The 25,886-nt window shown below is 57.8% G+C and carries 23 protein-coding genes; 15 read left to right on the top strand and 8 right to left on the bottom strand.

Translation table 11 applies throughout. The features are described 5' to 3' along the window. Positions 1-4 precede the first annotated feature (4 nt). The 7 genes from ABJZ52_RS20565 to tenA all read left to right on the top strand — a co-directional run bounded on the left by ABJZ52_RS20565 (position 5) and on the right by tenA (position 5,256). The gene (locus ABJZ52_RS20565) at positions 5-355 is read left to right on the top strand and encodes a hypothetical protein (RefSeq protein WP_348190720.1); all 351 of its coding nucleotides are present in this window, start codon (positions 5-7) and stop codon (positions 353-355) included. Next, a complete protein-coding gene (gene sufC, locus ABJZ52_RS20560; protein ID WP_192111208.1) occupies positions 348-1,103 on the top strand; it encodes a Fe-S cluster assembly ATPase SufC in 756 nt (251 codons plus the stop codon). Before ABJZ52_RS20565 ends, sufC begins: the two co-directional genes overlap by 8 nt. Before the next feature lie 17 nt (positions 1,104-1,120). Beyond that, complete coding sequence (gene sufD, locus ABJZ52_RS20555) at positions 1,121-2,437, top strand: Fe-S cluster assembly protein SufD (RefSeq protein WP_348190717.1); 1,317 nt, start codon at positions 1,121-1,123, stop codon at positions 2,435-2,437. An 18-nt stretch (positions 2,438-2,455) separates the two neighbouring features. After that, a complete protein-coding gene (locus ABJZ52_RS20550; RefSeq protein WP_348190714.1) occupies positions 2,456-3,712 on the top strand; it encodes a cysteine desulfurase in 1,257 nt (418 codons plus the stop codon). Positions 3,713-3,727: 15 nt separating this feature from the next. Next, on the top strand, positions 3,728-4,123 hold the full coding sequence (locus ABJZ52_RS20545; RefSeq protein ID WP_348190994.1) for an SUF system Fe-S cluster assembly protein: 396 nt from the start codon (positions 3,728-3,730) through the stop codon (positions 4,121-4,123). Positions 4,124-4,209: 86 nt separating this feature from the next. Then, on the top strand, positions 4,210-4,593 hold the full coding sequence (gene sufA / locus ABJZ52_RS20540; protein WP_213214906.1) for a Fe-S cluster assembly scaffold SufA: 384 nt from the start codon (positions 4,210-4,212) through the stop codon (positions 4,591-4,593). Positions 4,594-4,596: 3 nt separating this feature from the next. Continuing rightward, complete coding sequence (gene tenA / locus ABJZ52_RS20535) at positions 4,597-5,256, top strand: thiaminase II (RefSeq protein WP_348190710.1); 660 nt, start codon at positions 4,597-4,599, stop codon at positions 5,254-5,256. A gap of 26 nt (positions 5,257-5,282) precedes the next feature. Here tenA and ABJZ52_RS20530 read toward each other — a convergent pair whose 3' ends face one another. The 4 genes from ABJZ52_RS20530 to parE form a co-directional block, all read right to left on the bottom strand. Beyond that, entirely contained in the window at positions 5,283-6,395 is a 1,113-nt protein-coding gene (locus tag ABJZ52_RS20530; RefSeq protein WP_348190707.1) for a GGDEF domain-containing protein, read from the bottom strand. 68 nt (positions 6,396-6,463) lie between these two features. Then, positions 6,464-7,948 carry a DEAD/DEAH box helicase gene (locus ABJZ52_RS20525; RefSeq protein WP_348190705.1) on the bottom strand — a complete coding sequence of 495 codons (1,485 nt, stop codon included), beginning with the start codon at positions 7,946-7,948 and terminating at the stop codon, positions 6,464-6,466. A 339-nt stretch (positions 7,949-8,287) separates the two neighbouring features. Then, positions 8,288-9,055 (bottom strand): hypothetical protein, encoded by a 768-nt coding sequence (locus ABJZ52_RS20520; RefSeq protein ID WP_348190702.1) that lies wholly within the window; start codon positions 9,053-9,055, stop codon positions 8,288-8,290. Positions 9,056-9,190: 135 nt separating this feature from the next. After that, the gene (gene parE, locus ABJZ52_RS20515; protein ID WP_348190699.1) at positions 9,191-11,263 is read right to left on the bottom strand and encodes a DNA topoisomerase IV subunit B; all 2,073 of its coding nucleotides are present in this window, start codon (positions 11,261-11,263) and stop codon (positions 9,191-9,193) included. A 743-nt stretch (positions 11,264-12,006) separates the two neighbouring features. On the opposite strand from parE, the gene ABJZ52_RS20510 reads away from it, so the two are divergent. Then, positions 12,007-12,822 carry a tetratricopeptide repeat protein gene (locus ABJZ52_RS20510; RefSeq protein ID WP_348190696.1) on the top strand — a complete coding sequence of 272 codons (816 nt, stop codon included), beginning with the start codon at positions 12,007-12,009 and terminating at the stop codon, positions 12,820-12,822. A gap of 462 nt (positions 12,823-13,284) precedes the next feature. Here the strand turns inward: ABJZ52_RS20510 and ABJZ52_RS20505 are convergent, their stop codons facing one another. The 3 genes from ABJZ52_RS20505 to erpA all read right to left on the bottom strand — a co-directional run bounded on the left by ABJZ52_RS20505 (position 13,285) and on the right by erpA (position 15,199). Continuing rightward, positions 13,285-13,896 (bottom strand): LysE family translocator, encoded by a 612-nt coding sequence (locus tag ABJZ52_RS20505; RefSeq protein ID WP_348190693.1) that lies wholly within the window; start codon positions 13,894-13,896, stop codon positions 13,285-13,287. Between the two features lie 62 nt (positions 13,897-13,958). Then, entirely contained in the window at positions 13,959-14,741 is a 783-nt protein-coding gene (gene xth / locus ABJZ52_RS20500) for an exodeoxyribonuclease III (protein ID WP_348190691.1), read from the bottom strand. Between the two features lie 116 nt (positions 14,742-14,857). Continuing rightward, positions 14,858-15,199: an iron-sulfur cluster insertion protein ErpA gene (gene erpA / locus ABJZ52_RS20495; RefSeq protein ID WP_348190688.1), complete on the bottom strand. Its 342-nt coding sequence runs from the start codon at positions 15,197-15,199 to the stop codon at positions 14,858-14,860. Between the two features lie 193 nt (positions 15,200-15,392). Between erpA and ABJZ52_RS20490 the strand changes: the two genes are divergently transcribed. From ABJZ52_RS20490 to ABJZ52_RS20480, 3 genes are all read left to right on the top strand, one after another. Beyond that, complete coding sequence (locus ABJZ52_RS20490) at positions 15,393-16,610, top strand: deoxyguanosinetriphosphate triphosphohydrolase (RefSeq protein WP_348190685.1); 1,218 nt, start codon at positions 15,393-15,395, stop codon at positions 16,608-16,610. Between the two features lie 92 nt (positions 16,611-16,702). After that, positions 16,703-18,472, top strand: a complete 1,770-nt coding sequence (gene argS, locus ABJZ52_RS20485) for an arginine--tRNA ligase (RefSeq protein ID WP_348190683.1) — start codon at positions 16,703-16,705, stop codon at positions 18,470-18,472. A gap of 68 nt (positions 18,473-18,540) precedes the next feature. Further along, positions 18,541-20,871: an SPOR domain-containing protein gene (locus ABJZ52_RS20480; protein WP_348190680.1), complete on the top strand. Its 2,331-nt coding sequence runs from the start codon at positions 18,541-18,543 to the stop codon at positions 20,869-20,871. An 83-nt stretch (positions 20,872-20,954) separates the two neighbouring features. Here the strand turns inward: ABJZ52_RS20480 and ABJZ52_RS20475 are convergent, their stop codons facing one another. Further along, positions 20,955-21,962: an alpha/beta hydrolase-fold protein gene (locus ABJZ52_RS20475; protein ID WP_348190678.1), complete on the bottom strand. Its 1,008-nt coding sequence runs from the start codon at positions 21,960-21,962 to the stop codon at positions 20,955-20,957. A gap of 136 nt (positions 21,963-22,098) precedes the next feature. Here ABJZ52_RS20475 and nagZ point away from each other — a divergent pair, with 136 nt between their 5' ends. The 4 genes from nagZ (at position 22,099) to ABJZ52_RS20455 (ending at position 25,791) form a co-directional block, all read left to right on the top strand. Beyond that, a complete protein-coding gene (gene nagZ, locus ABJZ52_RS20470; RefSeq protein WP_348190675.1) occupies positions 22,099-23,118 on the top strand; it encodes a beta-N-acetylhexosaminidase in 1,020 nt (339 codons plus the stop codon). Between the two features lie 30 nt (positions 23,119-23,148). Further along, positions 23,149-23,958: a ScpA family protein gene (locus ABJZ52_RS20465; protein ID WP_348190672.1), complete on the top strand. Its 810-nt coding sequence runs from the start codon at positions 23,149-23,151 to the stop codon at positions 23,956-23,958. Positions 23,959-24,034: 76 nt separating this feature from the next. Further along, positions 24,035-24,652 (top strand): SMC-Scp complex subunit ScpB, encoded by a 618-nt coding sequence (scpB, locus tag ABJZ52_RS20460; RefSeq protein ID WP_348190991.1) that lies wholly within the window; start codon positions 24,035-24,037, stop codon positions 24,650-24,652. Positions 24,653-24,657: 5 nt separating this feature from the next. After that, positions 24,658-25,791, top strand: coding sequence for an ABC transporter ATP-binding protein (locus ABJZ52_RS20455; RefSeq protein ID WP_348190669.1), 1,134 nt, complete (start codon positions 24,658-24,660; stop codon positions 25,789-25,791). The last annotated feature ends 95 nt before the right edge of the window (positions 25,792-25,886 follow it).

Genomic DNA, 25,886 nt, shown 5'->3' with positions numbered 1-25,886 from the left:
CGTCATGCACGGAAATGATCATCAGGAGCTGGGAATAGCTCTTTCCCATATCAAATCCGCAGCGCGCCGCTTGAACGGCAGCAATGGATTGGAAGCGCAAAGGGGCGCGCAACGGACTGAGACATCGGAGCGGATAGTTGCGCTTATGTTCTGCCTGTGCATTCCGCTGTGCCTCGTCGCTCTCTTTGGTGGTTATTTAAACTACGCACTTGGAATAACGGGCTTTTTACTGGTGGCCTTCTTCGCTGCAAAAATGGTGCGGCATCGGACGTTGCAGAAAAAAAGAGCCGAGGACGTTCGCCGGATGGCGAGCAAGAACACAATTGACGAAAGAACGGTTGGCAAAGATGCTTGAGATCAAAAACCTGCACGCCCGCATCGCCGAAGACGGCACCGAAATCCTGCGCGGCATCGACCTGAAAGTGAACGCCGGCGAAGTCCATGCGGTCATGGGACCGAACGGCTCTGGCAAGTCGACCCTGTCCTACATTCTGGCGGGCAAGGAAGACTATGAGGTCACCGAAGGTGAAATCATCTTCCACGGCGAGAACCTACTCGACATGGAGCCGGACGAGCGCGCGGCAGCCGGTGTCTTCCTGGCGTTCCAGTACCCGATCGAAATTCCGGGCGTGGCAACAATGGAATTCCTGAAGACCGCCATGAACGCACAGCGCAAGGCGCGTGGTCAGGCCGAACTGACAATCCCCGATTTCATGAAGCTGGTTCGTGCGAAGGCTGCTGACTTGAACGTCACCATGGACATGTTGAAGCGCCCGCTCAACGTCGGCTTCTCCGGTGGCGAGAAGAAGCGCGCCGAGATCCTGCAGATGTCTCTGCTAGAGCCAAGCCTCTGCGTGCTGGATGAGACTGACTCCGGTCTCGACATCGATGCCCTGCGGATCGTGTCCGAAGGCGTCAACAAGCTGCGCTCGCCAGAGCGCGCGATGATCGTCATCACCCACTACCAGCGCCTGCTCGATCACATTGTCCCCGATGTTGTCCACGTCTTGTCCAAGGGCAAGATCGTCAAGACCGGTGGCAAGGAGCTCGCTCTTGAGCTGGAAAAGAACGGGTACGCCGATTACGTCGGCGAAGCCGCCTGAGCCCCGGGGAGAGAGCCATGAACGCACCGACCCCGATCAACCACACCCAGGCAGAAACCGGGCTTGTCGCACGCTTTGACGCGGCCCGGCCCAGCCTTGCCGGATCGATCGCAGTGACGGCACTGCGCGATGCGGCGGCCGAGCAGATCAAGGCGAAGGGCCTGCCCCATCGCCGCGTGGAAGAGTACAAATACACTGACCTGCGCGCTTTCATGAAATCGGCCGCACCACTCGCTGCGCCGACGACGTCTGCCGAGACCAAGGCCGTGCTCGACGGTTTTGAAAGCTACGGCGCGCTTGATCGCTACCGGATCGTCATTGCCAACGGCACATTCAATGCCGACTTGAGCGATGTGGACGCTTTGGCGCAAGAAGGTGTCACCGTTACGGACTTCAATGACGGGCTGGCAGGTGAGAACGGCTCTGAACTTCTGGCAACGCCGAAAACGGCTGGTCAGGACGGAACCCTCGCCCTCAATACGGCCTTTGTGCAGGGCGGTGTCGTGATTTCGGTCAAGGATGGCGCAGGCGTTTCCAAGCCTGTTGAGCTGGTCCAGGTGGCTGTGGGAGAAGGCGCCCAGGTCAGTCGCAACCGGATCGTTGTCGCCAAGGGCGCGACGTTCAAGCTGCTGGAAACCTTTGCCGGTGACACAGGCACAGGTGAAACGAACGTTGTCTTCGACTATGACGTTGCCGATGGTGCAAAGATCGCGGTCACGCGTTTGATGGTTGGCAAAGCCGAAGGCGCGAAGCTGTTCACCACGCTGGCACGGATCGGTGCAGATGCGGAATTCAAGGCCCTCGGCTTTCTTGCCGGTCCTGCTTTTGCTCGCAATCAGCAGTTCATATCCTTCACCGGAGAGAATTCCGAAGCAAAAATCTATGGCGTGACCATGGCCCGCGATCGGGATTTGGCCGATCAGACGCTCATCGTTGATCACGCAGTACCTCACTGCAACAGCCGTGAGTTCTTCAAGACCGTTCTCGATGATGAGGCGAGGGGCGTTTATCAGGGCCGCATCAATGTTGCTCCTCATGCCCAGAAGACCGACGGCGAGATGATGACCCAGGCACTTCTGCTTGGTGAAGGTGCCGAGATGGCGAACAAGCCCGAGCTCGAGATCTTCGCCGATGACGTCCTGTGCGCTCATGGAGCAACCTGCGGCGAGATGGATGCGGACCTTCTGTTCTATCTACGTGCCCGCGGCATTCCGGAAGCGGAGGCACGCACATTGCTGGTTCTTGCCTTCCTGTCGGAGGCTATCGAAGAGTTCGATGAGGACACAGTCACAGAAGAACTGGGCGCCCGCGTTCGCGCCTGGCTCGCAGCTTAAGAAACGAGGAGCGCCCGAATGACGGCAGCACCGGCTGAAATGACGACGCCTGAAACGTCTTATGACGTTGAAGCGATCCGCAAGGACTTTCCGATTCTGGCTCGTGAAGTCTACGGAAAACCGCTGGTCTATCTGGACAACGGCGCATCCGCGCAGAAGCCGCAAGCCGTCATCGACGCGGTGACGAAGGCATATTCCCTGGAGTACGCCAACGTTCACCGCGGGCTCCACTACCTGTCGAACATGGCGACAGACAACTATGAGGCTGCACGCGAAAAAGTGCGCCGGTTTCTGAATGCACCTTCCGTGGATGAGGTGGTTTTCACCCGTTCGACCACCGAGGCGATCAATCTCGTATCTTACGGGCTTGGCGGTGAGTATTTCGGTGAGGGCGACGAGATTGTCCTGTCGATCATGGAGCATCACTCGAACATAGTGCCCTGGCATTTTCACCGTGAAAGGCACGGTGCGAAGCTGAAGTGGGTTTATGTTCGGGAGGATGGCTCATTTGATCTCGATGCATTTCGTGACAGCTTGAGCGATCGGACGAAGCTGGTCGCCATTACCCACATGTCCAATGTCCTTGGCACGATCGTACCGGTCAAGGAAGTCTGCGCCATCGCGCACGAACGCGGTATTCCTGTTCTGGTCGATGGCAGCCAGGCCGCGGTCCACCTTCCGGTCGACGTGCAGGATCTCGGCTGCGACTACTATGTCTTCACCGGTCACAAGGTTTACGGCCCCTCGGGCATCGGCGTGCTTTGGGCGAAGATGGACAAGCTCAAGCAGATGCGACCGTTCAACGGTGGCGGTGAGATGATCCTCGACGTGACTGAGGATGTTGTGACCTACAATGAACCGCCGCACCGGTTTGAGGCTGGCACTCCGCCAATTGTACAGGCCATCGGTCTGGGCGCAGCCCTCGATTACATGGACGCGATCGGCAGGGATCGAATTGCAGCTCACGAGGCGGATCTTGCGTCCTATGCCCACGAGAAACTGTCGCAGATCAACTCCCTTCGGATTTTTGGAGAAGCGCCCGGCAAGGGGGCAATCATCTCCTTTGAAATCAAGGGAGCACACGCCCACGACGTCTCTACGATCATCGATCGATCGGGCGTCGCGGTCCGGGCCGGTACTCATTGTGCTCAGCCACTCTTGGCAAAGTACGGTGTGACCTCTACATGTCGGGCAAGCTTTGGTCTCTACAACACGCGCGATGAAGTGGACGCGTTGCATGAGGCCTTGATCAAGGCACAGGCCTTTTTCGCCTGAGGATTATGAATGACCATGGAAAACTCGACAACGATTGATCATGACGCCGCTGGTGAAGAGCTGCGCGCGGACGTCGCTGGTGGTTCAGCCATTCCCATGGAAGAGCTCGACCGGCTGACCACCGATATCGTTGGTGCGCTCAAGACCGTTTATGATCCGGAAATTCCCTGTGACATCTACGAACTTGGGTTGATTTACAAGGTTGATATTGAGGACGACAGATCCATCAATATCGACATGACACTCACCGCTCCTGGGTGTCCTGTTGCCGGTGAGATGCCGGGCTGGGTTCAAAATGCTGTGGAAGCGGTTCCCGGAATTGGTCAGGTCAATGTCGACATGGTGTTCGATCCGCCCTGGACGCCGGAGCGCATGTCGGACGAAGCCAAGGTCGCGCTCAACTGGTATTGAGATACGGCCCCATGCTGTAGTCTTTTAACGAGTTTCCCTGATCCTATATGGGAGACAAGCCACTCGGACGCGCAAAAGAGGAAGTCATGACCGTACGTAGCAAATTTCAGGTGATGAGCCTGACCGACGCAGCTGCGGATCGCGTTCGCGAACTCGTCGAAAACGCAGATCGTGATGTGCTTGGCCTGAGGGTCGGCATCAAGACAGGCGGCTGCGCGGGTATGGAATACACGATGGATCTGGTCGAGGAAGCAAAGCCCGGAGACGATGTGATCGATGAGAAGGGTGTGAAGCTCTATGTCGATCCTTCTGCCGTTCTTTTCCTCCTGGGGACCGAAATGGATTTTGAGGTGACGAAATTCCGGTCCGGTTTCATCTTCAAAAACCCGAACGAAGTTTCTGCATGTGGTTGCGGGGAGTCGGTGTCTCTCCAAGCCGCTGATCCGAACTTCGCTGCGCCGCAAGCGTAATCCATGTCCTTGTTTGACCGGCTGAAGGCCGAAAACCTTGAGGATTGGCAAGCCTACACTCGGCACAGCTTTGTGCAGCAGCTTGCGAGCGGTGAGTTGCCCGAGCGTGCGTTCCGCACCTACCTGCAGCAAGACTATCTCTTTCTGATTCACTTTTCGCGCGCCTATGCGTTGGCGGTCTACAAGTCGCCGCGGCTTTCCGACATGCAAAATGCGCTGGAAGGGCTGAAGGCGATCATGGATGTGGAGATGGATCTTCATATCGAGCTTTGCGCCGGCTGGGGCATCTCACGCGATGAACTGGAGAAGCTGCCGGAAGCGAGTGAGACCATGGCCTACACGCGTTTCGTTCTGGAGACCGGCCTGCGCGGTGATCTCCTCGATCTTCAGGTGGCACTGGCACCCTGCATTGTCGGCTATGGAGAAATCGCGCAGGAAAACGCCCTTGCAAAGCCGACCGGGCCGGCAGCAAGCGCCTATCGGCGTTGGCTTGATGAATATGGTGGCGACGACTATCAGTCGGTCGCGCAGGGCTTCTCGAACTGGATCGATCAAACAGCCGAAATCTACATGGCAGAGCCACGTTTTGCCGCTCTGTCCGAGATTTTCAATCAGGCAAGTCGTCTAGAAGCCGATTTTTGGCAAATGGGACTGGATAGTTGACCAAAGTCTGGCGCGTTTGAGACGCGTCAGGCGACCTCTGAACCGTCTTCTTTCGCCAGGTCTTCTTCACTTCTCACCCTATTGCGCCCGCCGCGCTTGGCGGCATAGAGAGCCTCATCAGCGCGGGCAATGAGACTGTGCGCGGAGTCTCCGGGCTTGAACGTCGAGATCCCGATGGAAATGGTAATCCGGCCAAGGTTCTCGCCGGTAGAGCGTTTAACCAGTTCCTTGGACATGACGGCGACCCGGATCTTTTCTGAAATCTCGGCGGCTTCAGCCAGCGAAGACTGAGGCAGGATGATCGCAAATTCCTCGCCGCCATAACGGCAGGCTGTGTCGTGGCTCTTGACGTTTTGCTTGACGGCCAGGGCAACCAGTCTGAGCACCTGGTCGCCGGTCTGATGGCCAAACGTGTCGTTGAACTTCTTGAAGTGGTCGATATCGGTCAACAGGAGCGCGAAGGACGAGGAACTGTCCGCAGCCTGTGCGACCGTCCGCTCGATTGAACTGTCAAAATGCTTGCGGTTGTTCAGAGTCGTCAGCTCATCGGTCAGCGATTCATATCTGATTGCTTCAAGATTTGCCTGAAGGCTTTCGATCTGACTCTTTGATTCGAGAAGTTGCGTTTCAAGCTGCTTGTTAGAGGCCACCGCATTGTGGGTCGCCTGCACCATGTTGGTGACAAAACGCTGAAGTTTTGCAGGGTCTTTGAGGGACTTGAGTTTGGACTCGGCCTTCTCGAGCGAGTTGCCGTAGTCGGAAGTCGCATCGGCGCTCATCTTTAGCGCATCGACCAGTCCCTCGACCTCCTGATTGACCTTCGCACCAACGTCGCTTAGGCGGTCGCCAAGCCGGGTTGGTGCGAGGAACTTGCCATAGATTGACTGCATCTCCTCGGTGGAAATGCGACCGTTTGTCTTGATGACCTGATTGATAGCCCGGTTCAGCCCATGATTGTAACCGGCCGAATACGTATACCAAAGCTCGTACGCACGCGGATAGGCGGGAAGGGTGTTCCTCTTGATATAGGAGAGGGCAGACTCACCGTATACGATGGTCCGCTTATGGTCGTCTTCTTCCGCCATGTAAAAACCCGCAGTTAGAGCCGTAAAGCCACCGGGAACTGGTGACTTGCTCACACCTGTCAATTTCTACAGTAAGGTTTAAGGTCAAGTTAAGCTTAGGCGTTAACCCGGAACAACTTCCCCTAGGACGCTTTTTTCGGACGTGGTTCGCGCAAAAGGAACGCCGGAATGTGACCGCCAACTCCGAAGGCCGGTTCGTTCTTTTCGGATTTTCCGCGGCGAGAAGGCTTCGGTGCAGCGGCTGGAGCCGAATCGCCGGCTTCCTGCTTTGCCGGACGCCGCCGTGACCTGGTTGCGGGCGCTTCTTCGCTTTGTGCTGCGTCGACGGCAGCTTCAGCAGCCGGACGCCGACCGCGGCGCGAAGGTGCCTTCTTCGGAGTTTCCTGATTGTCCTGTTCGATCGGGGCTGCATCCGCGCTCTTGGGAGCGCTCTTACCACCGCGGCGGCGAGCCTTTCGGTCTGCGGCAGCAGCTTCGAAGTCAACCGGGTCACCGATCCACTCAATATTTTGTTCGATCAGGCCTTCGATGGCTGACAGGTACTTCTGATCATCGGGCGTGACGATCGTGAAGGCTGCGCCAGATCGTCCCGCACGGCCTGTGCGGCCGATCCGGTGGACATAATCCTCGGCGTGGTTCGGGACGTCGTAGTTGAAGACGTGGCTGACGTCGGGGATGTCCAGACCACGCGCGGCAACGTCACTGGCAACGAGAAGCGTGACATTTCCCTTCCGGAAATTGTCGAGCATCATCATTCTCGTGCGCTGATCCATGTCGCCATGCAGGGCGCCGACGTTGTAGCCGTGGCGCTCAAGCGACCGGAACAAGGTCGTGATGTCGCGCTTCCGATTACAGAAGACAATCGCATTCTTGAGATCTTCAGACTGCTCCAGCAGCTCACGAAGCGCTGCGCGCTTTTCGAAGTCCTTGCTCTCAGAAGCTTTCAGGCGCTGTGTGACGTTGTCTGAAGTGGAGGATGTCCGTGCCACCTCGACGCTTGCCGGATTCTGAAGGAAAGTCTCCGTCAGGCGCTGGATTTCCGGCGGCATTGTTGCCGAGAAGAAAAGGGTCTGACGGGTGAACGGGATCAGCTTGCAGATGCGTTCGATATCGGGGATGAAGCCCATGTCCAGCATGCGATCGGCTTCGTCGATGACGAGGATCTCGACACCCTGAAGCATCAGCTTGCCGCGCTCAACATGATCAAGAAGTCGACCTGGTGTCGCGATAAGTACGTCTGCGCCACGGTCGATCTTCTTGTCCTGCTCGCCGAAGGACACGCCTCCGATCAAAAGCGCGACGTTAAGTCGATGATTTTTACCGTATTTCTCGAAATTCTCTTCGACCTGAGCCGCCAGTTCGCGGGTCGGCTCAAGGATCAGCGTTCTTGGCATACGGGCACGAGCGCGGCCCTTTTCCAGAAGCGTGAGCATTGGCAGTGTGAAGCTTGCCGTCTTGCCCGTTCCTGTCTGGGCGATGCCCAAAACGTCCCGGCGTTCCAGGACTTGAGGAATAGCGCCAGCTTGAATTGCGGTAGGTTCAGAATAACCAGCTTCTTCAACTGCAGCGAGAACCTTCTCGCTAAGGCCGAGAGTATTAAATGACATAGAGCGATAGAGCCCACGTAAGTTATTGCACGGATGACGGTTTGCGCGGAATTTCGGCGCGTTTCGAGGCTCACCCTACATTTGTTGGGCCAAGTGTCAACGTTCTGTTTGCCGAAAAACAGATAAATAGCCGCCTGGCTCAGGTAAGAGAAGTATTTCAGTTAACAGCGGTCCCGAAAACCACCGAACGTGCCTTCGACAAAGCGAAATATTCGTGCTCCGGTCATTTAAAAAAGCCGCGAGCTATTTTGTTTCGACTTGGTCAAAACAATACATCCGACTTTAAAGGAGCAGGGTGCGAGGCCTTCTGCAGGTATTGGCTACTCAAAAACGCGACCGCTATTGGAAGGCCAGACCAGTGTCGCGTGTTTTTGATGCGAGAGATCTGGAAATCTCGCTCTGCTCTTCAAAAAACATGCGGTAGTCTTTTTTGTACCGTTGTTTCAGTGCCGCGCGAACAGCAAGCCCTTGCATGATTTCCCAGTGCTCCGGATCATGATCCGGAACGTCAATTTCCACGTCGGTCAGGTCGACTGGTGACGTTGCCCGGTCGGAGAGCTGATCGAGCAACACGGCCGGTGTGTGTGCGAGGGACGCAAGATCAACCACGATATCGGGTACAAGCTTGGACCGGTGGCTTAGGATTGCTGACTGACTGCGCAGCAAGTTGTCGGTGCCCATATCCCCGATCGCCGCGACATGGGACACAAAATCCACAAGGCTCATCGACTTGTCGAAACGGTTGAGGTCGAAATAGGTTGGCAGGCTCGTGTCGCCCTCCATCAGCGATCGATAGGCAGACAGTATCCGCTCAGCCGGCGACTGAACCACGGCGAATGTGCACAGATCGGGAAAGCGCCGCTTCAGTTGCCGCGCAGTGACGATTTCGATGTCGCCCACCCAGCTGTCGATGCCCTGTGCACCGTCTACACTCTTCCGCTCAGATGCCGAGCCGGCGACCAGACGGTTGAGGATTCCGGTCACGGCCCGGTAGGGGTCGCCAGGGACCCGGGCGTAAGCAAGTCCGACGTCCGGAAAAACCATGAAATGATGATCGCGAAGCGGGCGCCGTTGCCGATCATATACGGAATACAAAGTGTTCAACATTTGAACGACCTAAACGACAATCCTGAAGTGAGCAACCAGCAGACCTTACAACTTCACAATGGCCACGTCACCTTCAGACCGGCTCACACATTGTTTCAACATGTCTTCGACCCCGGAAATGTCGTTTCTCGCGGCTTAGATGTCGAGATCGTGGGCAAACTCGGCATTTCCCTGAATGAAGCGGAAACGTGCCTCAGGCTTGTTGCCCATCAGCTGTTCAACCGTATCGTTCGTCAGGGCTTCCGTATCGCCCGTGACCGCCACTTTGAGCATGGTCCGCTTCGCCGGGTCCATTGTCGTTTCCTTGAGCTGCGCCGGAAGCATCTCGCCTAGGCCTTTGAAGCGCCCGATTTCCACTTTCGATTTGCCTTTGAAGACAGTGCTCAGGAGTTCATCCTTGTGGGCATCATCTCGCGCGTAGAGCGTCTTGCCGCCTTGACTCAGGCGGTAAAGCGGGGGGACCGCAAGGAACAGATGCCCGTTGTGAATGAGATTGGGCATTTCACGATAGAAGAAGGTGATCAGCAGGGACGCAATATGGGCGCCGTCGACGTCCGCATCGGTCATGATCACGACCTTCTCGTAGCGCAGATCCTCATCCCGATATTGAGACCGCGAGCCACAGCCGAGCGCTTGTGAAAGATCCGCCAACTGCTGATTGGCAACAAGTTTGTCACGGCCGGCATTGGCCACGTTGAGGATCTTGCCGCGCAGAGGCAGAACAGCCTGGTTCTTCCGGTTTCTTGCCTGTTTTGCTGAGCCGCCAGCTGAGTCACCCTCGACGATGAACAGCTCTGTCCCGTCAGACTGGTTGGCGGAGCAATCGGCAAGCTTTCCGGGAAGGCGAAGCTTGCGCACGGCTGTTTTGCGGGCGACGTCCTTCTCCTGTCGGCGCCGCAGCCGCTCTTCTGCACGGTCGATGACCCATTCAAGAAGCTTGTTGGCTTGGTTCGGCGACGCCGTCAGCCAATGGTCGAACGCATCACGGACGGCCGTTTCCGCGATCCGGGTCGCTTCATTGGTCGCTAGCTTGTCCTTGGTCTGGCCGACGAACTCGGGTTCGCGAATGAAGACCGAGAGCATGCCGCCGGCCGAGGTCAGAACGTCGTCGCCGGTAATCAGCGACGCCTTCTTGTTGTTGGTCAGCTCGCCATAGGCTTTCAGGCCGCGCAACAATGCGTAGCGCAGGCCCGCTTCGTGAGTGCCGCCCTCGGGGGTTGGGACGGTGTTACAATAGGAATTGATGAAGCCGTCGCCTGCAAACCATGTAACGGCCCATTCAACAGCGCCGTGACTTCCGGTCTTTGCGGTGCGTCCTGCGAAGATGTCGTCAACGACCCTGCGTTCTTTTTCAAGCCGCTCGGCCAGGAAGTCGCGAAGACCTCCTGGGAAATGAAAGACCGCTTCCGCCGGTGTTGTGTCTTTTTCGCCGATGAGTTCCGGGTCGCAATGCCAACGGATCTCGACACCGCCGAAGAGATAGGCCTTGGAGCGTGCCATGGTCAGCAGGCGGCCAGGCTTGAACTTTGCGCCCTTGCCGAAAATCTGGTGATCCGGCTTGAAACGAACCTGCGTCCCGCGGCGGTTCTGTGTGTCTCCGACCAGCTCAAGCCCGCCTTGAGGATGGCCGCGCTGGAAGGTCTGACGATAGAGCTTGCGCGAGCGTGCAACTTCAACAACCAGATCTTCCGACAGCGCATTGACCACCGAAACGCCAACGCCGTGCAACCCGCCGGAGGTCTCATAGACCTTGCTGTCGAACTTTCCGCCTGCGTGAAGCGTCGTCATGATGACTTCGAGCGCCGACTTGTCCTTGAACTTCGGATGCGGATCGACAGGGATACCGCGTCCGTTATCGGTCACGGTGAGGTAGCCGTCGGCGCCAAGCGAGACGTCAATCCAGGTCGCGTGCCCAGCCACAGCCTCATCCATAGAGTTGTCTATGACTTCGGCAAAAAGGTGATGCAGGGCCTTTTCGTCGGTGCCGCCGATATACATGCCAGGACGACGGCGAACTGGTTCAAGTCCCTCGAGAACTTCAATGTCGGCGGCAGAATAGGCTCCATCTTCCTGGCTCACAGGCGCGGCCGGTACCGGGGTGGGGCGGGGTGTTTGTTTGCTTGGCGCTGCAGCAGGTGTGGCGTCAGGCGCATCTTCTACGGACTTCGCGGCTGCGTTGCCTGCAAACAGATCGTTCTTTGCACTCATGCTGACTGGTCCACCTAGTGTTGCCGAAATGCCTGAGAGTGAGGGCTGATCTCAATGGGTTGACGGGTTCTATAGCCGAATCAAACCTGATTGTCTCAGGACAAAGCCGGAACAGCAAAGCGTTCCCGCCAAAAGCCCCCGTTTTTAACAGCTTCGCTAAAGCTGCGTTGATTGTGGCAAGGGAATGTCAACCGGTTTGTGATTGGATCAGTGTCAGGGAAAAGACGTCAGCCGGAGATCGGCGGCGGCGATGGGGGAAAATCGAATGTCACGGTCCAGGTACTCTCAAATTCGGTCTCAATTAGACTTGTTTTGTGCGCTTGCGTTGATGTCATGCGCGGCGTTGATCGCCTTGTTCGGCTGATTTGTGTCCTTCTGGCAACAGTCGAAACGAGACTCGCACCTGTTGCGCCTTCTTGGGATTGCTGCCGTGGTTCGGCCATGTTTCACCTTCATCTCGATAACGTCGGTTGAGGCATGAACCTCGTGTCCGGTTCTGCACCAGGCAGGACGGAAAGACCGGTAAAATGAAGCGTCAGGAGCAGGAATTGCGTTTCGGATCCATTCAGTCAGGGCTTTTGGCAAGCCGCATGGACAGGATGAATCCAACCTCTTGCCACATTCCTGACCGGAAAGGCCGCACTCTGGCCGAAAAGAGCTCTTACTGTTTCCCACGGTTGGCGAGGGAAACAAACAGGCTGAAAGAGTTTTTGATCATGTCCGCATTGCGGAAACTTATCTTGGTGACGGCATTGACCGTCGGAATTGTTCCCGGGGCCTATGCCTTTGACGGGACACCGACGCCGAACAAGTCGATTGGCCCAAGTGACGTTAGCCCGACCGAGGCCCTGCGCGCCGGTGCGAGGCAGTATTATTCAGGTGACAAGACTGGTGCCTTGAGCTCACTGCAATACGCGGCCGAAAACGGTCAACCGATGGCAGCCTGGAAGCTCGGCAAAATGTACGCGACCGGCGACGGTGTTCAGGAAGACGACATGAAGGCCTTCCAGTATTACACTCAGGTTGTGCGCGAGCATGGCGATGATCGCCCCGATGCGCCCGATGCGCCCTTTGTGGCAAGTGCCTTCGTAGCGTTGGGAAGCTACTATCTGAATGGTATTACTGAGGGCGTTCCGCGCAATGTGACGCGCGCCAAACAGATCTTTACCCATGCGGCCTCCTATTTTGGAGATCCGGACGCCCAGTATGAGTTGGGGCGCATCTACCAGTCCAGCAGCAACCGACTGGCCGTGCGCTGGTTTAATCTCGCGGCGATCAAGGGCCATATTGGTGCGCAGGCACGCCTTGGAGAGACGCTCTATACGATGGGGCAATCCGACAGTCGCAAGGCGCGTGGCCTGATGTGGATGAGCATTGCCCGCATTCAGGCCGATGGCGAACCGGCGGTCGCCTGGATTGGCGATCTCCACGAGCAGTATTTTGCCCATGCAAGTGAGCCCGTCCGCCGTCTGGCAAGCTCCATGACCGATACGTGGATATCCACCAATCGGCCTGATCTGATGCAGGCAACGACTGCGGCTCAGCAGACCACGCAGTAGGCCATCTGGCGCATTCTTGCCGTGGCTCCGGGCCAATGCATGTCTTGGTCAGGCGGCGGGCAATTGAGATTTTGGAGCGGCAATCGATCAGCCTGATTTCTTTTCCGTCGCCTTTGGCTTCGGGGTGAAATGTGCGCTGGGGCAGGGCGTGTCCGTTATCTTCCAGGACGTGTTGTTCAACATCATACCGCAGACGGCGACGCGCTTCCCTGCAGGGCTCTTCAGGCAGATCTGTGCACCCACCTGATAGTCCAGTCCGAGATGGCGACAGGTGCAATCTGCCGCATCTACCGCTGAACCAGCCAAAAACGAGATGCCTCCAAAGGTCGCCACTGGCAAAACCTTGAAGCTGAAGATGTGCCCGATTTGCGCCAATGCGGGCAGCAAGCGCCGTTTGACTATCCCATCGCCTCAAAAACATAGCATGCAGCAGAGGGGTAAGAGAAGGCCCGCAGCTTTTGCTCAGCGCGTAGCGATCGCCGCCGCCGTTCCGGTCATCATGCCGGCGCCTATCCTGTGGGCCATTCGCACTGCCCTTGCATTGCGTAAGAGGCGCCGGGCCTGAGAGGCCGCGAAAATCCAGATTAGATCGATCGTGAGCAGGACCGCGATCATCACAGCCACCAGGCTGCCCCAGCTTCCCAGGGTCATTCCCTTGAGACTTATGAGCGTCGGCAAAAGCGCGACGTAAAACAGCATGATCTTGGGATTGCCAAGCGTGACGGCAAGCCCGCTCAGAAACATCTGAAGCGGGGGTGTTTTAGGCAATTCCACGCCGGCGTCGGTATGGTCAGGCGAGGTCCACATCTTCCAGGCAAGAAACAGAAGATAAGCGACGCCAAGCCATTTGATCACAAAGAAAGCGGGTTGAAAGGTTTCGATCAGAGCCGACATGCCCCAGACGGCACAGGAAAGCCAGATCGCCTCACCAATCCACATGGCGGCGAGGAAAGGCAGGACATCGCGATGGCCACGCGTGATGACACGCGAAACGAGCGCAGCGATGCTTGGGCCAGGGGAACCAGCGGCCAGGAAGAGCGCGGTGGCGAAAAGCGCCAAGGATGCGAAATCCATATCCAGTGTCTCCAAAAGACTGAGAAATGCTCGGCCTTTTCTGCCGGGGAAGCAGAATTCACTTAGGCGGCCAGATCAACCCAGACCGGCACGTGGTCAGAGGGTTTTTCCCAGCCGCGAACGTGTTTGTCGATCCCGCAGCCATTCAGCCGGTCCGTGGCCTCTGGCGACAGCAGAATATGATCAATGCGGATGCCGTTGTTCTTTTGCCAGGCACCTGCCTGATAGTCCCAGAAGGTGTAGGTTTGCGGTGCCTCAGAACAGGCGCGGACAGTCTCTGTCATGCCGAGATTCAGCAAGGTACGAAACTTCTGGCGGCTTTCAGGCTGAAACAGGGCGTCGTCTGTCCAGGCGTCCGGGCGTGCAGCATCAACGGGATCCGGGATGACGTTGTAGTCACCCAGCAGCAGAAAGGGTGTCTCTTCGGCAAGCCGAAGCTTGGCGTGTTCGATCAGCCGATCCATCCAGCCGAGCTTGTAAGTAAATTTTTCGGTGCCCAGCGGATTGCCATTGGGAAGGTAAAGGCAGCCAAATCGGATCGCGCCATTCTCGCTTGAGACGCTGGCCTCAATGTACCGCGCCTGTTCGTCGCTGTCGTCGCCAGGCAGGCCGCGCTGTACATCTTCAAGCGGAAGTTTGGACAGGAGAGCAACGCCATTGAAGCTTTTCTGGCCGTGTGTCTCGACGTTGTAGCCAAGGTCCTCAATGGCCTGACGTGGAAAATTCTCGTCGACGGACTTGATTTCCTGAAAGCAGGCAACGTCAGGCTGAGCTTCCTTAAGCCATTCCAACACAACGTCGATGCGGGCTTTCACGCCATTGATGTTCCAGGTGGCAATTTTCATCGAAAGCTCATCCAGCTTGTTTGTGAATGGCTTTGTCTAGCATCTGGCAACGGGTTTTGTCGCGCCCAACTGGCTCTCAGGCTGCGAATTCACAGCCCATGGCAACATGTGCTGGTCTAGATGGTGAAGCTGGTTCCACATCCGCAGCCTGCAACTGCATTGGGGTTGTTGATCTGGAACGCCTGACCGATGAGATCATCCACGAAATCGATCTGCGATCCGGACATGTATTGCAGCGAGACCGAATCAATCAGCACCTCGATGCCATTCTTCCGAAGGACAAGATCATCGTCCTCCCGGTCAGTGACAAGGTCGTACTTGTACTGCAGACCAGAACAGCCTCCACCCTCGACGCTGACACGCAGGGCAGTGCCTTCAGGTTCGCTTTCGATAATCTTGGCGATCCGCTTGGCAGCGCGGTCGCTGACTGTTACGGGATGTTCAAGTGTTTCGGTCATCTTGCAGCCATGGTGCGAGTAAGGGCCTCGTTGCAAACCGCAGTCTTCCTCCGCCGAAGCCAAATGGAATACCTGAGCCTGCTGAAAACATATCGTCTCCTACCGATAGGTATGGTTTGGAAGGGCTTGCGTCAATGACCGGCAATCGGGAAGCAGCGTTGCAGGTGAAAAAGTGACTTGTTCAGGAGAAAAAATGGAAGCCGATCTCGGGTTTGGCGCTCAGTCGCGCGCGATTTTTGCTCAGGCGCCCTTCGAAAGCCGTGGACGTCTTTGTCCCGAGCCGGAAAGCCCGACCCGCACACCCTTTCAGCGCGACAGGGACAGGATCATCCATTCCTCCGCGTTCCGCCGCCTGAAGCACAAGACACAGGTTTTTGTCTACCATGAAGGCGATCACTTCCGAACGCGCCTGACGCACACAATCGAGGTCTCGCAGATCGCTCGATCTCTTGCGCGTGCGTTGCGACTGGATGAGGATCTGGCTGAATGCCTGGCGTTGGCTCACGATCTTGGCCACACGCCCTTTGGCCATGAGGGCGAAGACGTGATGCATGAATGCATGGCGCCCTATGGCGGTTTCGACCATAACGCCCAATCCCTGCGGGTCGTGACATCGCTTGAACAGCGCTACGCAGAGTTTGACGGGTTGAATCTCGCCTGGGAAACGCTGGAAGGCCTGGTCAAGCACAATGGCCCGCTTTTGTCGCAGGAGGGCGCGCCTCTGGGCAAGTTCAAGGACAGTGAGCTGCCATTTGCCATTCGCGCCTACGCCGAAAAGCAGGATCTTCTTCTGGACACATGGCCTTCGGCTGAAGCACAGGCCGCAGCCATCGCGGACGACATCGCCTATGATGCCCATGATCTGGACGATGGCTTGCGGGCAGGGCTCTTCGCCATCGAGGAAATGCGGGATGTGCGGTATCTGGCCTCGATACTGGATGAGGTCGACAGCAAATATCCTGGCCTGGAAGAAAGTCGGCGCATTCATGAGATCGTGCGCCGGTCGATCACCCGCATGGTCGAAGATGTGATCGCCGAGGCCCTGAAACGGCTGAAAGCCCTCGACCCGAGATCGACGAACGATATTCGCGATGCCGGTCATTGCATCGTTGATTTTTCACCTGAGATGGCTGCCGCCGAAAAAGAGGTAAAGAAGTTCCTCTTCGCCCGTGTCTATCGTCACGAGGACGTTCTCGCGGTCCGCAGGCAGGTTTCGAGGGTCGTCCGAGATCTCTTTGGTCGGTTCATGGCCGAGCCGCAGGCCATGCCCGCTCCTTGGTGTGACGGTCTTGACGGGCTGAAAGAAGAGCAGGTGGCGCGCAGGGTATGCGACTATATCGCCGGCATGACCGACCGCTTCGCAATAGACGAACACCGCAGATTGTTTGACGATACACCCGATTTGGGTTAGTTCGCACTTCGGATCGGCCCTCGCAGCGCCGGGCGTCAAAGCCCGCAGCGCGCGGGGCCGTTGTGTTTCTTGTTCCAGCCGGTTGGATGGTTATGAATATTTTCGCCGAATTCTCCGAGCGCGTTAAAGCCGCGGTTTCCACTCTCGCTCTGAAAGGGCCGGAGGGCGCATCGCCTGACCTTTCACGCGTCACCGTGGAATCACCGCGCGATCCTGCGCATGGTGACTTGGCGACCAATGCTGCCATGGTTCTGGCGAAACAGGTCGGCATGAAGCCGCGCGAGCTTGCCGACAAGTTGGCCGAAGCGCTGCGCGAAGATGCCGACATCACGGAAGTGTCGGTCGCCGGACCAGGTTTCATCAATATGCGCCTCGCTCCGTCTGCCTGGCAGCGTGTGCTGGCATCCGTCGTCGCTCGTGGGCTCGACTTTGGCCGCTCGTCACGCGGCGACGGCAAAAAGGTGAATGTCGAATATGTTTCGGCAAATCCCACCGGACCGATGCACGTCGGACATACCCGCGGCGCGGTGGTCGGCGACGCTCTGGCAAACCTTCTGGCCTATGCCGGTTACGAGGTCGTTCGAGAATATTACATCAATGATGCCGGCTCGCAGATCGATACGCTCGCCGAGAGTGCCTTCCTGCGTTACCGCGAAGCGCTGGGCGAAGACATCGGCGAAATTCCTGCAGGTCTTTATCCTGGCGACTATCTGAAGCCTGTCGGCGAAAAACTGGCAGAGCTCCACAAGGACGCTTTGAAGGCCATGCCAAAGGCCGAGTGGATGGAGATCGTCAAGGCGGACGCCGTGTCGGCCATGATGGACCTGATCCGTCAGGATCTCCTGCAGCTGAACGTTGAGCATGATGTCTTCTTTTCTGAAAAGACACTTCATGCGCATGACGGCAACGCACCGTCAAAGATCGACGAGATGCTTGAGGCGTTGCGCGGTGACGGCCTTATCTATGAAGGCACCTTGCCGCCGCCCAAGGGGCAGGTGCCGGAGGACTGGGAAGATCGGGAACAAACCCTGTTCAGGGCCTCGGACTTCGGCGACGACACTGACCGTGCCCTGAAGAAGTCAGACGGTTCCTATACCTATTTTGCCGCCGATGTTGCTTACTTCCGCGACAAGTATCTTCGCGGTTTTGACGAGATGATCTACATTCTTGGAGCGGACCATGGCGGCTACGTCAAGCGGTTGCAGGCCGTGGGCAAGGCCATTTCGGGCGGCAAGTCCGAGGTCATTGTTCGCCTGTGTCAGCTCGTCAAGCTGTTCCGCGCCGGCGAACCGGTCAAGATGTCCAAGCGGTCAGGCGATTTCGTCACACTGCGGGATGTGGTCGAGGAGGTGGGACGAGATCCGGTCCGCTTCATGATGCTTTACCGGAAAAACGACGCGCCGCTCGACTTTGACTTCCAGAAGGTCACGGAGCAGTCGAAAGACAACCCCGTTTTCTATGTCCAGTACGGCCACGCAAGGTGCTGTTCTGTACTGAGACAGGCGGTGGAGGAGTTGCCGAATCTCGATGTGTCCGACGCAGAACTGGCAAAAGCCGACTTTTCACTGCTTGATGACAGTGGAGAACTCGATCTTATTGCGAAGATGGCTGAATGGCCCAAGATCGTCGATGCATCGGCGGAAACACATGAGCCGCACCGGGTTGCGTTCTACCTTTATGACCTCGCCAGTTCCTTGCATGGACACTGGAATCGAGGCAAGGAATTGCCGCAATTACGTTTTATTAACGCTGACAACACCAAATTAACCGTAGCGCGTCTTGCCCTGGTCCGTGCCGTATCCTTGGTGCTTGCTTCAGGTCTCGCGGTCCTGGGTGTGGATGCACCTGAGGAAATGCGCTGAAGTATTGACAGGAGGTCTGCCAGCCAAAAGCTGGGACCGAAGAAGATCGGCCGGATTGCATTACGCCCATGGCAAAAGACAACAACTATCCGACCTCAGATGTGCCGCCGGCAGAACCGGCGGGTGCGACTGGTGGCAATCAGGCGGCGGAAGATCCGCTGGTTGAATTGGCGCGAATCGTGAACCGCAACAGGCAGCCTGGCGCTGGCGTTGGCGGTGATCGTGTAGGTCAGACGGACTATTTTGCTGGCCTGGAAGATCTGGGCGAGCCCGCTGCACCGCCTGTGACAGCCAATGACAGGTCTGGTGCCCGGGTTGAGCCAACCTTTGAGTTGGGTTCGCTTGAACAGGTCGACCTGACTCCCGCTGCCCAAACGGTCGCCGAGGTGTCTTCACTCTCCGCGCAGGCGGAGTTGGACCATACGTCTCTGCCGGATACCAATGTTCACTTTGAAGCTCCTGCTTCAAATGAAGTTCCCGCGTCGGGTGTTGATGGTCCTCCGGCTGATGACCTGGGTCTCGATATTCCTGAGAGCACGCTTGAGACTGGCGTTGCCCTGGATCTTGAAAACAGTCTGACGGCTGAACTCGAGGATGAGCTTATCGGGGCCTTCAGGCAGAACTTCGATTCTGCAGTTGCAGTGCCTCATGATGCGGGCGAGGTTCCAAGCGCGCACCCGGGTACGGACGAGCCTTCTTTCGCGGAACCCGTGATTGACGACACGCTGTCCAGGGGGCAGCCTGCAGACTACCATTTTGCAGAAGTGAGGGCTCCCGAAGTCGCGCCTGTCGTGAGCACTGAGGCCTATTCTGCGGATGTTCACGTCGAGCCCGCTCAGACGTCTTATGAAAGCCCGCCGGTCCAAAACAGCTTCACCCTGGATGAGGCAGCTCTTGCCGCCGAGGTGTCAGTTGTTCGCGAAACAGCGTCTGAGAACGTGGAAAGTGCTGATGCGTTGACGGCGGAAAGCCTTGACGAAACACCGCTTCGCACGAGTCCGATTTCTGAAGACGATCTCTTCGCCGAACTTGGCGCTGTCTCAACAGTCGGCGCACCTGCGGAAGCGGATAGTTCTGCAGCTGATCCATTCGACAATCTTTTTGCCGATCTGCAGCCGCCGTCTCAGACAGCAACTGCTGCGGAGCCGGCAGCCGACGACATCGATGACATGGCCTGGCCAGCTGCAGCGGCAGCGGTTCCTGCCTATGCCACAGAGGACGAGACGCCTCCGCCGCCTGAGGGGTATGATCTCGACGCGGTCGCCAAGGCCATGCAGGAGAGTGATCCGACCCTCGGGTCAGCAGGTGTCTTGCCGCCGCATACAACAGCGGAAAAGGCTGCTGCACCGCAGCCGGAAGCCTCTCGCAAAGGCCTCTATGCTGCTGCCGCAGTTTTGGCAGTCGCTGTTCTTGGTGGCGGCGTCTTCATGTTCATGGACGGGTCCGCGGTCTCTGTGCCTGATGGACCACCACCTGTCATCGCAGGCCTCCAGGGACCGCTGAAGGTTTATCCCGATGCGCAGCCGGAGACAGAAAGCCAAACGTCCAAACTGATCTATGATCGTGTGGGCAATGGCGAGGATCCTTCGCGCGAGCGTCTTGTTCTGCCTGAAAACACACGCCCGGCTGAATTGCCGCCGGCACCAGAGGGCGTCGCAACAGCGGACCCGCTTGTTCCAGGTGCCCCCAAGAAGGTGCGTACGCTGGTCGTGCGCCCGGATGGGACGATTGTCTCTGCGCCGGATACGCCTGCACCCAGGACAGTTTCCACAACGCCGGTGACGACAACGCAGACCCCTGCGGCGACCACTCAGCCGGACGTGACAGCACCGGTAGCGGCTGTTCCGGCTCCCGCGGCAGTGACGCAGCCGGAGCCTGCAGTCGCTGCAACGGACCTGAACGCCACGGCTCCGGGAACGCCCGCGATCGTCTCGACGTCTGACGAGGCGTCGCTGCCTGTTCAGCCCGCCGATATTCCGACGATCCTGCCGAAGAAGAAACCTGCGGCTCCTGTTCAAGTGGCAACGGCGCCTCAGGCGTCCACACAAAGCGGTCCACTCGATCTGAACAGTTCTTCTGGTCAACCGGCGCCTGTTGCCGCTGCACCTGTTGCGGCAGCGCCAGCCTCGACCAGCAGCGGTTCGATCCCGGCAGGAACCTATGTGGTTCAGGTGACCTCGCAGCGGTCGGAGACTGCCGCACGGGATGCCTATTCAAGTCTGCAGCGGCGCTATCCGTCGATCCTTGGTTCGCAGAGTGCTGTGATCGTTTCAGCTGCGATCCAGGACCGGGGCACCTTCTACCGCGCGCGGATCCCCATGGGATCACGTGCCGAAGCACTCAGCTTGTGTGAATCGCTTCAGGCTGCCGGCGGAGACTGTTTCGTTCGACGGAACTGATCGAGAAGGCAAAACAGAACAAAAAAGGCCGGTGACGAAAATCACCGGCCTTTTTCGTTTTTGGCATCGCATCTCTGGCCAGTTCAGCTGAGCAAGGCGTTCGCCAGATAGGGCAGGCACTTGTCCATTCGATAGTCGATGGAGGAATGGTTGTCGTCGAATTCCTCATAGACATGGGGCACGTCGGCAGCGTGGAGCTTCCTAGTCAGCCGCCGCGCGCCATGGACCAGATTGTACTGGTCGACATTGCCGCACTCGATCCAAAGCCCCTTCAGGGACTGCAGCGCATCGGCGTGTTTATCAACCATCACAACGGGATCCCAGGCGAGCCAGTTGGCCCAAAGGCCGTCGATGATTTCGCATGTGTCAGGGGTGACGGGCAGCCGTATGCCACAGAAGGCGTCGGGATCGGGGTCATAGGTCGCTGCCATGGCGAATGTCATGAGATCATGCATGGCCGAGCCGGAGTATTTCGGGCCTGTCTCGAAGTCGCGCACGAAGGCCTCGATCGATCCCTTGCGCTGAATGGCACGCAAGGCGCTCGGCATTTCAGGCAGGTAGCAGAGTTCGAACGCCATATCTCCTGACAGGCATGCGGCGGCGGACCAAACGTCCGAATGCAACATCGCATGGACCATTGAACCATAGCCGCCCGAGGATTTTCCAAAACACGCGCGTTTTCCGGAACCGCCGCAGCCAAAGCGGGTCTCGACAGCCTCCAGCATCTCCGTCGTCAGAAACGTCGCCCAGGGCCCCATCGCCGCACTGTCGATATACTGGTTGCCGCCAAGCCGCGTGAAGCAGTCTGGAAAGGCGACCGCGACCGGTGGCAGGACGCCTTCATGGATCAAGCGATCCAGGCGTTCAGGTACATTCTCGCCGAAGTTTTTCCAGTTCACATGGGCCGGTCCACCGGACGTATAGCCGACGAGGTCGACCAAAAGCGGCAAGTCCTCGCCCTTGTGACCATTCGGGATGTAAACAACGACCTCACGCTCGGCAGGATCGCCGAGCATGTTCCTATGGAGGATCTTTGAGGCAACGGTCAGGCGATGGAGTGTGCCGGCTGGAATATCTGGATGAGCGCGCATGTGAACTCCGCAATGCTGATGATGCTTCTTTATGGTCCGGTCAGCGCAGCAAGTGCAAGGCACTCTACCGCCCGAGTGTTGCCTGGAAATATTTGACGAACTTGACCCGCCCGGGCAGCAAAGCTAAGGCCTTGGCATGACCAAGGCATTTATCAGTGGATGCGCAGGGACCACCCTGACGGCGTCGGAGATAGCGTTTTTTCGGGACCACGATCCTTGGGGGTTGATTCTGTTTCGGCGCAACTGCGAGACCCCTGAACAGATTACCAAGCTCGTGAGTTCCTTCAGGGAGGCGGTTTCCCGTGACGATGCCCCGGTGCTGATCGATCAGGAAGGGGGGCGCGTACAACGACTGCGCCCGCCGTATTGGTCGAAATATCCACCCCAAAAGCACTATGGGGATCTTTACCGGGCTGATCCGGAACGCGGGCGTGAAGCTGCAGCACTTGGCGCAAGGCTGATCGCCTGCGACCTTCGCAAGCTTGGGATCACTGTGGATTGTCTGCCTCTTTTGGACGTTGCCTTTGAGGGCATGGTCGATGCCATCGGGGATCGCTCGATTTCTGGCGATCCCAAAGTGGTTGCAGATCTTGGTGAGCAGGTTTGCGCGGGACTGCTTTCGGGAGGCGTGCTCCCGGTACTCAAGCACTTGCCTGGCCATGGCCGCGCCGTGGTCGACAGCCATCTCGAATTGCCCAGGGTCGATGCGACGCTCGAGGAGATGCAGGCGATCGACTTCGTGCCATTCAAGGCGCTGAACCGCTTTCCGCTGGCGATGACCGCGCACATCCTTTTCCCGCAAGTGGATCCGCTGGCGCCTGCAACACAGAGCGCCGCAGTCATCGAAAACATCATTCGCGGCAAAATGGGTTTTTCGGGATGTCTGATGAGTGACGATATCTCCATGAAAGCGCTTGGTGGGGATATGCGGGAAAGATGCGCTGCAACCTTTGGCGCGGGCTGCGATCTTGTGCTTCATTGTAACGGTGAACTGTCGGAAATGGAGGCCGTTGCTGATGTTGCGCCGAAGCTTTCAGGGCTGGCGGAGGTACGTTGTGCGACGGCTTTGGCCGCGCTGACGCCGGTGAACCCGGATTTCGATGAAGCGGCAGGACGCGCGCGGCTTCAGGTGCTGATCGGTGAGGGGTATGCCTGATCAGTCTGGCAAGTGGGAACGATACTGAGGATGGAAACAGGAGACGAACAGGATCTGCTCAGTTCGGCGCTGGAGAGCGATCGCACGTCCTCGGATCCCGAGCTGGTGGTTGATGTCGATGGCTTCGAAGGGCCGCTGGATCTCCTGTTGTCTCTTGCGCGCACTCAGAAGGTCGATCTGGCGCGCATTTCCATTCTGGCCCTGGTCGAGCAATATCTGACCTTCGTCAATGAGGCACGTCGGATGCGTCTCGAGCTCGCGGCGGACTACCTGGTCATGGCCGCCTGGCTTGCCTATCTGAAGTCGCGGCTTCTTTTGCCGGAACAAAAGGATGAGGATGAGCCGACAGGCGAGGAGCTGGCGGCAGCGCTCGCGTTCCGCCTTCAGAGGCTGGAGGCCATGCGGGAGGCGTCTGCTAGGTTGATGGCACGAGATCGGCTTGGACGGAATTTCTACGCGCGCGGTATGCCCGAAACCACCTCGGTTGAACGCAAGAGCATTTGGTCCGCAACGGTCTATGAATTGCTTTCTGCCTATGCGACCCAGAGACAGCGTCACGCGGTGACATCGGTTCGCGTCCTTCGCCGCAATGTCTGGTCCTTGCAGGAGGCCCGTGATCTGCTTCTGAGGCTGGTCGGGCGGATCGGGGAATGGGCTCCGATCGAAAGCTATCTTTCCGACTATCTCTACGACGGCGAAGAGCGGGCGACCATCATCGCCAGCACCTTCTCGGCAAGTCTGGAAATGGTGCGGGAAGGCCAGGTTGATATCCGCCAGAGCGAACCGTTCGCGCCGGTCTATATTCGCGCGCGCAGCACCGGAGAAAACCATGGAAATTGACGGTGATCTTCTGGGCCTCACCGACGCGGATGATGAGCACGAGGCCGAAGAGGTCATTGATCGCGACGGCCTGCGCATGCTCGAAGCTTTGCTTTTTGCCGCCGCAGAGCCTCTGTCTGAAGCCGAGCTGATTGAGCGTCTGCCCAAGGGCTGTGACGTTCCTTCTCTTTTGGCTGAACTTGTGACCCACTACGAAGCTAGGGGCGTCAATCTGGTGCGCCTGGCCGGAAAATGGATGTTCAGGACGGCCGAAGATCTCTCGTTCTTGATGCACCGTGACCGCGAAGAGGAGCGAAAGCTCTCTCGCGCTGCCTTGGAGACCTTGGCAATCATCGGCTATCACCAGCCGGTAACCCGCGCGGAGATCGAGGAAATTCGCGGGGTCTCGACATCAAAGGGCACGCTTGACGTGCTGCTGGAGACGTCCTGGATCAGGATGCGTGGCCGTCGAAGAACGCCTGGCCGACCCGTGACTTATGGCACGACCGAGTTGTTTTTGGTGCATTTCGGCCTCGACAGCATCAAGGATCTGCCGGGACTGGAAGAGCTCAAGGGGGCAGGGTTGCTTGACAGCGCGATCCCCGCGTCATTCATGGTGCCAAAGCCCAACGACGATGCAGAACTTGACGAGGATGAGGATCCGCTCGAAGAAGGCGATCTGTTCGACGACGAAGAAATGGATCTGGAATCCTGACCGACATGACTGACAAGACCTCAGAACGAGGCGCTCTGGCACCAGGCAGCCCTGATCCAAGGTGGGGCGCGCGGGGCACAGCACGTGCGACCATCGCGGCCGGACTCGTCTTCGAGAATATCTCCCATGAATATGACGGCAATGCCTCGGTCGTTGACCTGTCGCTGGAGGTCGCGCCCGGCGAGGTGATGTGCCTCCTCGGCCATTCCGGGTGTGGCAAGACAACCTTGATGCGCATTGCCGCCGGCGTCGAGCAGCAGGCCGCAGGCCGTGTCCTGATCAATGGGCGCGAAGTGTCCGGACCCAAGAGCTTCGTTCCTCCGGAAAAGCGCGGTGTCGGCCTGATGTTTCAGGACTATGCGTTGTTTCCGCATATGACCATCTTGGAAAATGTTCTCTTTGGCTTGAACGCCCTGCCGCGGGAGGCCGCTAACCGGGAAGCGCTTGCGTCTCTGGAGCGGGTCGGCCTCAAGGGCTACGCTGACGATTATCCGCATGCGCTCTCGGGCGGCGAACAGCAGCGCGTTGCCCTTGCCCGCGCGATCGCACCACGGCCCGGCGTTCTGTTGATGGACGAACCCTTCTCGGGCCTTGATCGGCGACTGCGGGACAATGTGCGCGAGGAGACACTGACCATCCTGCGCGAAACCCGAGCGACCTGCATCATTGTCACTCACGACCCTGAAGAGGCCATGCGCATGGGTGACAAGATCGCGCTCATGCGGCAGGGACGTCTCGTGCAGCATGCAAGTGCGGCGGAGCTCTACAGCGCTCCAGTGGATATTTTTGCGGCCAAGTTCTTTTCCGAACTCAATGAACTGGCCGGCATTGTTACGGAGCGTGGTATCGAGACACCTGTCGGTCTTGTTGCTGCAAATGGTACAGCGGTCGGCACAAGGATGGATGTTTGCATTCGCCCCCACGGGATCTTGCCCAAAGCGGTTGGAAGCACGGGCGTGACCGGGCGAATCGCAACGAAGAGATTCGTCGGTGAAGTGGATCTTCTGACCATCATAATTGAGGGACACGACCGCCCGTTGCATTCAAGAGTGCGTCCCGGCAGTGGTTTTGAGGTCGGAATGGACGTTGATCTGGCAACAGATCCGCAAGATGTCTTGGTCTTTGAGGCAAAAAGATGAATTGAATGCTGGCCCCGCATACCCACATGGTCTTAGAAGGGATCATGTTGCGGCGAGTGGGCCTTTTTTGTAATAGTGGCGCTTGGCCGAAAGGC

Origin of the sequence: Roseibium sp. (genome assembly GCF_039982295.1) — a bacterium.
Taxonomy (GTDB): Bacteria; Pseudomonadota; Alphaproteobacteria; order Rhizobiales; family Stappiaceae; genus Roseibium.
This window is presented reverse-complemented; position numbering and strand designations above follow the sequence as displayed.

What these genes read in the sequence shown, in the direction of transcription:
- ABJZ52_RS20565 (WP_348190720.1), top strand. Translation starts at nt 5, where the DNA reads ATGCACGGAAATGATCATCAGGAGCTGGGAATAGCTCTTTCCCATATC.
- sufC (WP_192111208.1), top strand. Translation starts at nt 348, where the DNA reads ATGCTTGAGATCAAAAACCTGCACGCCCGCATCGCCGAAGACGGCACC.
- sufD (WP_348190717.1), top strand. Translation starts at nt 1,121, where the DNA reads ATGAACGCACCGACCCCGATCAACCACACCCAGGCAGAAACCGGGCTT.
- ABJZ52_RS20550 (WP_348190714.1), top strand. Translation starts at nt 2,456, where the DNA reads ATGACGGCAGCACCGGCTGAAATGACGACGCCTGAAACGTCTTATGAC.
- ABJZ52_RS20545 (WP_348190994.1), top strand. Translation starts at nt 3,728, where the DNA reads ATGGAAAACTCGACAACGATTGATCATGACGCCGCTGGTGAAGAGCTG.
- sufA (WP_213214906.1), top strand. Translation starts at nt 4,210, where the DNA reads ATGACCGTACGTAGCAAATTTCAGGTGATGAGCCTGACCGACGCAGCT.
- tenA (WP_348190710.1), top strand. Translation starts at nt 4,597, where the DNA reads ATGTCCTTGTTTGACCGGCTGAAGGCCGAAAACCTTGAGGATTGGCAA.
- ABJZ52_RS20525 (WP_348190705.1), bottom strand. Translation starts at nt 7,948, where the DNA reads ATGTCATTTAATACTCTCGGCCTTAGCGAGAAGGTTCTCGCTGCAGTT.
- ABJZ52_RS20520 (WP_348190702.1), bottom strand. Translation starts at nt 9,055, where the DNA reads ATGTTGAACACTTTGTATTCCGTATATGATCGGCAACGGCGCCCGCTT.
- parE (WP_348190699.1), bottom strand. Translation starts at nt 11,263, where the DNA reads ATGAGTGCAAAGAACGATCTGTTTGCAGGCAACGCAGCCGCGAAGTCC.
- ABJZ52_RS20505 (WP_348190693.1), bottom strand. Translation starts at nt 13,896, where the DNA reads ATGGATTTCGCATCCTTGGCGCTTTTCGCCACCGCGCTCTTCCTGGCC.
- xth (WP_348190691.1), bottom strand. Translation starts at nt 14,741, where the DNA reads ATGAAAATTGCCACCTGGAACATCAATGGCGTGAAAGCCCGCATCGAC.
- erpA (WP_348190688.1), bottom strand. Translation starts at nt 15,199, where the DNA reads ATGACCGAAACACTTGAACATCCCGTAACAGTCAGCGACCGCGCTGCC.
- ABJZ52_RS20490 (WP_348190685.1), top strand. Translation starts at nt 15,393, where the DNA reads ATGGAAGCCGATCTCGGGTTTGGCGCTCAGTCGCGCGCGATTTTTGCT.
- argS (WP_348190683.1), top strand. Translation starts at nt 16,703, where the DNA reads ATGAATATTTTCGCCGAATTCTCCGAGCGCGTTAAAGCCGCGGTTTCC.
- ABJZ52_RS20480 (WP_348190680.1), top strand. Translation starts at nt 18,541, where the DNA reads ATGGCAAAAGACAACAACTATCCGACCTCAGATGTGCCGCCGGCAGAA.
- ABJZ52_RS20475 (WP_348190678.1), bottom strand. Translation starts at nt 21,962, where the DNA reads ATGCGCGCTCATCCAGATATTCCAGCCGGCACACTCCATCGCCTGACC.
- nagZ (WP_348190675.1), top strand. Translation starts at nt 22,099, where the DNA reads ATGACCAAGGCATTTATCAGTGGATGCGCAGGGACCACCCTGACGGCG.
- ABJZ52_RS20465 (WP_348190672.1), top strand. Translation starts at nt 23,149, where the DNA reads ATGGAAACAGGAGACGAACAGGATCTGCTCAGTTCGGCGCTGGAGAGC.
- scpB (WP_348190991.1), top strand. Translation starts at nt 24,035, where the DNA reads ATGCTCGAAGCTTTGCTTTTTGCCGCCGCAGAGCCTCTGTCTGAAGCC.
- ABJZ52_RS20455 (WP_348190669.1), top strand. Translation starts at nt 24,658, where the DNA reads ATGACTGACAAGACCTCAGAACGAGGCGCTCTGGCACCAGGCAGCCCT.